The sequence below is a fragment of the Bacteroides sp. CAG:189 genome (assembly GCF_000432295.1).
Lineage (GTDB): Bacteria > Bacteroidota > Bacteroidia > Bacteroidales > Bacteroidaceae > Bacteroides > Bacteroides salyersiae.
In genome coordinates this window covers 1-5,250 of sequence record NZ_HF991100.1, presented here as the reverse complement: position 1 = coordinate 5,250, position 5,250 = coordinate 1, and the positions used below count along the sequence as shown (strand labels likewise).

Annotated in this window: 3 protein-coding genes; 2 read left to right on the top strand and 1 reads right to left on the bottom strand. The window is 42.6% G+C overall.

The window, feature by feature from the left end; all coding sequences use genetic code 11:
* The coding region (locus tag QVP90_RS13840) for a fibronectin type III-like domain-contianing protein (protein ID WP_288204551.1) at nt 1–394 on the top strand (394 nt) is incomplete at its 5' end.
* 168 nt (nt 395–562) lie between these two features.
* The gene (locus tag QVP90_RS13835) at nt 563–1,918 is read left to right on the top strand and encodes a glucoamylase family protein (protein ID WP_021936775.1); all 1,356 of its coding nucleotides are present in this window, start codon (nt 563–565) and stop codon (nt 1,916–1,918) included.
* A 227-nt stretch (nt 1,919–2,145) separates the two neighbouring features.
* On the opposite strand, the gene QVP90_RS13830 is transcribed toward QVP90_RS13835, so the two are convergent.
* Nucleotides 2,146–5,250 (bottom strand): ATP-binding protein (locus QVP90_RS13830; RefSeq protein ID WP_288204549.1); only part of this gene is annotated, 3,105 nt, incomplete at its 5' end.

The window sequence follows — 5,250 nt, the reverse complement described above, 5'->3', positions numbered from 1 at the left end:
ACCGCTCTATCCATTCGGCTTCGGGCTCTCCTACACTACTTTCGCTTACAGCGACATCTCTCTGAGCCAATCGAGCATGGATATGCAAGGTATGATCACAGCATCCGTAGATGTCAGCAACACCGGACTGCTGCCCGGCGGAGAAGTGGTGCAACTGTATATCCGCGATCTTGTAGGCAGCACTACCCGACCGGTAAAAGAGTTGAAAGGATTCGAAAGAATCTACCTCCAACCCGGACAAACGCGTACTGTCACCTTCAAAATAGCCCCTGAAATGTTGAAGTTCTACGATTATGATCTGCAATATGTCATAGAGCCGGGAGATTTCCAAGTCATGATAGGCTCCAACAGCCGGGATGTGAAAACAGCCGCATTCACCGTAACGTCCAGGTGAGGCCTCTCCCCAACCCTCTCCGTAGGAGAGGGAGTATAGATACTATTGCATTTAATCAGTTATGATATTCAAGCAATTATTATATTTAATCAGTTATAAGACTAACCCAACTCACTCTCCCACGGAGAGGGATGGGGAGAGGTCTTCACCTTCTAAAAACCAACAACAATGAAACCAGTTATTTATTATATATTTTCCGGTCTTCTTCTGCTCCTGACAGCCAACTCCTGTCAGGGCAGCAAGAAAACCTCTCCATCAACTTCTTCCCTCCCATCAGACAGTCTCACTACTGATGCCCTGCTGGATACAGTACAAAGAAGAACCTTTCTATATTTCTGGGATGGTGCGGAGCCCAATAGCGGTCTCGCCCCGGAACGTATTCATATGGACGGTAACTATCCTGCCGGCGGACCGGATGTCGTCACCTCGGGTGGCAGTGGTTTTGGTATCATGGCCATTCTTGCCGGCATCAACCGGGGGTACGTTTCCCGTACCGACGGACTGGTACGCATGGAAAAAATAGTTTCTTTTCTCGAACGTGCCGACCGCTTCAAAGGCGCCTATCCCCATTGGTGGTATGGCGAGACCGGAAAAGTGAAACCCTTCGGTCAGAAAGACAATGGCGGCGACCTTGTAGAGACGGCTTTTCTCATGCAAGGACTGCTTGCCGTACATCAGTATTATATTGACGGCACTCCCCAAGAAAAAGCATTGGCGCAAAGAATAGATAAACTGTGGCGTGAAGTGGATTGGAACTGGTACCGCAAAGGGAACCAGAATGTACTCTACTGGCATTGGAGTCCCGAATACGGCTGGGAGATGGACTTCCCGGTTCATGGTTACAATGAATGTCTCATCATGTACATACTCGCCGCCGCATCGCCCACACACGGTGTGCCTGCCGCCGTATATCATGATGGTTGGGCACAGAATGGCGCCATCGTATCTCCGCATAAAGTAGAGGGTATCGAACTTCACCTTCGTTATCAAGGCAGCGAAGCAGGTCCGCTCTTCTGGGCGCAATATTCCTTCTTGGGATTGGATCCCGTAGGACTGAAAGATAAATACTGTCCGAGTTACTTCAATGAAATGCGTAACCTGACGTTAGTCAACCGCGCCTATTGCATCCGTAATCCGAAACATTACAAAGGTTTCGGCCCGAATTGTTGGGGATTGACCGCCAGCTATTCCGTAAACGGCTACGCCGCACATGCTCCCAATGAGAAAGAGGATGCAGGAGTAATCACCCCTACGGCTGCTTTATCGTCCATCGTCTATACACCGGAATATTCTCTCGAAGTGATGAGACATCTTTATGATATGGGAGACAAACTATTCGGCCCCTATGGCTTTTATGATGCCTTCAGCGAAACAGACAACTGGTATCCGCAACGCTATCTTGCCATCGACCAAGGCCCCATAGCCGTAATGATCGAAAACTACCGGACTGGACTGTTATGGAAACTCTTTATGAGCCATCCGGATGTACAGAACGGATTGAAAAAGTTGGGGTTCAATAAATAAAAAAAGAAGGCACTTCCGGAATGTGTGGAAGTGCCTTTCTATCTAAGCGCCAAGCTACTTTGGTAGAGATGAAAATATAGCTTGACATATTAAAATTGCGGCTTGTCACAAGGGGCAATTTCAGAAACAAACAATATATCATATTCTACATTATATCTGAATCAGTAGAAAAAAATCGGATAGTTCCCACTTTAGACAAAGGGGAACTAAATCCGATTAATTATATTTTATTGTACCAATGCAGGGATTGTAATTAAGATTTCCGTATTAGACGGAGTAGCTCCAGCTATTTCTCCCCATGGAGAAGTAACATTAATCGTCACTTTAGCCTCATACGGTTGTACAAATCCGAAAGTCTTACCAGCTTCAGTGAAATATACTTCACCATTCTCGAACTTCAAATACGGGCATTCAGTACCATCGGCAGCAGTAAGCGTACAAGTCGGAGCAGTTAAACCGTATACCGCCAAACCTTTTACACCGTCTGCAAAATCAGTACCGCCTTCAACATCCGCACCGTCTGCCCACATTACTTTATTTCTGAAATCAATCCAAGAAAATCCTTCTAACACATTTATCTTAGCAGCCTTATCTGTTAAAGTTACTTCAAGTTTTCCGGGTTTCCAAGTACCACTGACATTAACGACTTTAATCGTAGCTTTGCTAGCATCCACAGTAGTATTACCAAACTTAACATCACTTGTAATCACAATGTCCTTTCCACTATATTTAGATGGATTAATAGTTACTACATTATCTTCGAATGATACAGCACCGTTGAATCCAGCCAAATCTTGAACATTAAGAGTTACTGTACCGCCTGCTGCTGTTACATCATTATATACCTCCGTATAATTTCCAAAGAGAGTTGTCAAATCCATTGAAAGAGCAATGGTGCTCGGCCTAAATTGGTCATCCAGTGTAGGAGTGAAAATGACAGTACCATTCATTTTATCACCCTCCCACAGTTCAGGTTTAGTAGTCAAAGAAACCTCATTGTAAGCAATCTTCACATTCGCTTTTACGGTAATCTTCTTTCCATTTCCTTCAAATATCACCTGAATCGGATGCTCACCGCCTGCTGTATTAGCAGCAATAGCGACACTTAAAACATTATCTGTTCCAACTACAAAATGTACATCAGCAGTTTCGTCATAAGATGCGGTTAGCTGTTTGAAAGCGGTAGCTGTTATATTGGCTTCGTCATAGATCTTAGTTAAATCAAATTTAGAAGCCGGAATAGTTTGCTCAGCATTCTTCCATGCTACCTCCAAAGTGCCATAATTACAAGTTGTCTCGGCTATAGAAGTTTCTTCTTTAATTGTAACAACAGCAAATGAAGTCGGGAAAGTACGTTTCACACCTTCTATTTTCACTGTGGCAGTAGCCGTAGCAGTCTGATCTACATAACTGGCCAAATTATAGTTAGCAGGTTTTAATATACCCTCTGCTTTACCAATAGAGAAATAATTTTCATTAGTGACGCTATATTCAATGGAGAATTTACTCATATCATAATTTTCCAAATTTACATGACCGTCATTGATAACATATTTTATACCTTCCGCATAATTAATAGCCGAATTCTCATTATTATAATATAATGTATTTTCTGCTTTAGCAGGACTTTCTAATACAATTGTTTCAATCTTAGTAAGAGACTTACTTACAACAAAGTAATTAGATGTAATATCCGTCAAATTATCATCATTATCAACTTCACCGACTTTCGCTTTAGGAGTCACATGCATACAGATGGCATAACTCTTACCTGCAGAAATTCCCGTTGAGACCACAAAGTTAACCATTCCGGTTGCCTCATCGACACTACTGCTCTCAACATTCAAATACTCAATTTTTCCGGCAGCACGAGACGCTACTTCATGTCCCTCAAAACTATAATCATATTTATCGAAGAATACTTTTGCAGCAGATACTGGAGATACACGGAAAGATATATTCAATGATTTATCCTCTGCAACAACTACATTCTTGTTCGGGGTCACTCCCGTATCCTCTACCTCCAACGAGTTAAATGCAACTACGCCGCCAACAGTCTGAGGTGCGTATACAATGCTTTGTATCATTGCTTTCACACCTATTTCAAGGGCCTCCAGTCTTTTTTCCAAAGCTTGCATCGTAGATTCTGCCGATTCCATCGATTCACTCAAATATGCCTCTATCTTATCATTTAGATCCGCCTCTTTAACATAGTTTGTCAATTCGGTAGATTTGACATATCCACTCAAAGTCTGTGACAAATCTGTGATTTCTCCCATTGCAGCAACCAAATCTGCCACTTGTTTACTCAACCCTTCTTTATCGGAAGTACCATTCACCAAGTCAACAAGAGCTTGCAATGTCTCAGTTTTATAGTTGTTCAAAGCCGTAACATCCGACACAAGTTTTTTGTATTCCGAACTCTCCGAGTCAACATATCTGGAGAACTTCTCATTGATCTCTTTCAGATCTTTATTATATTTATCCAAACTCACATAAGCAGCATTCACTTTTGCCATTATGTTAGCCGTCAATGTATTATTTACATAATCATAAATAGCTTGTTCTTTCTTTGCATAATCCTCTTTTGTCAGATAATCAAGCATCTTGTTATCCAACAACTTAGCGATTTCATCTTTAGTCAGATAAGCTTGCAACGCTTTCGACAAATCTGCTTCTGTTATGTTGTTGCCTTGTGCTGCTTTTAGTTCATCTATTGCAGTCTGGAAAGCCTGATTAGATGTCTGTAACGCTTCGATGGAAGCCTGGATCTCAGCTAACTGTCCTATTTGGGTTGTCAGTTTCACAATTTCCCCGGCATTGTCGCTTATTTTTTCCTCCAACTCTTTCAGCTGATTCTGTGCCTCGGTAAGTTTTTTAGCCAATTCTTCCATTTCAGCAGCATCAGCTACATTAGCCAACTCGTCTTCCAGCGCCTTTATTTCAGCCTCAAGTTTTGTTTTAGAATCCTCCAAAGAGCCTTTTACCGAGTTCACCTCCTCAGACAATTCTCCAATCTGCGCTATCAGTTCCTGGATAGCCGAAGCGTCCGCTTTGTTATTAAGGGCAGCTTCCAGTTCCCTAACCTTATCCTGTAATGCCACAACAGCCGCATTATCAGCCTTACCGGCAATAACAGCTTCCAGTTCTGTTTTCAAGGCACTAATAGCCGAAGATACCGCTGTTGACATTTCTGCCGTAGTAACTCCCGGTTCTTTCTTATTGATATTATCAATCTGTTCTTGCAGATTTTTAATATCATCATCATAGTCCGTACAGCCTACAAAGGACGCACTAACTGTAAGCGCTAACGCTCCGAAGAGCATCACTTT

Coding starts and splice junctions, on each gene's coding strand:
- QVP90_RS13835 (WP_021936775.1), top strand. CDS start 563: ATGAAACCAGTTATTTATTATATATTTTCCGGTCTTCTTCTGCTCCTG.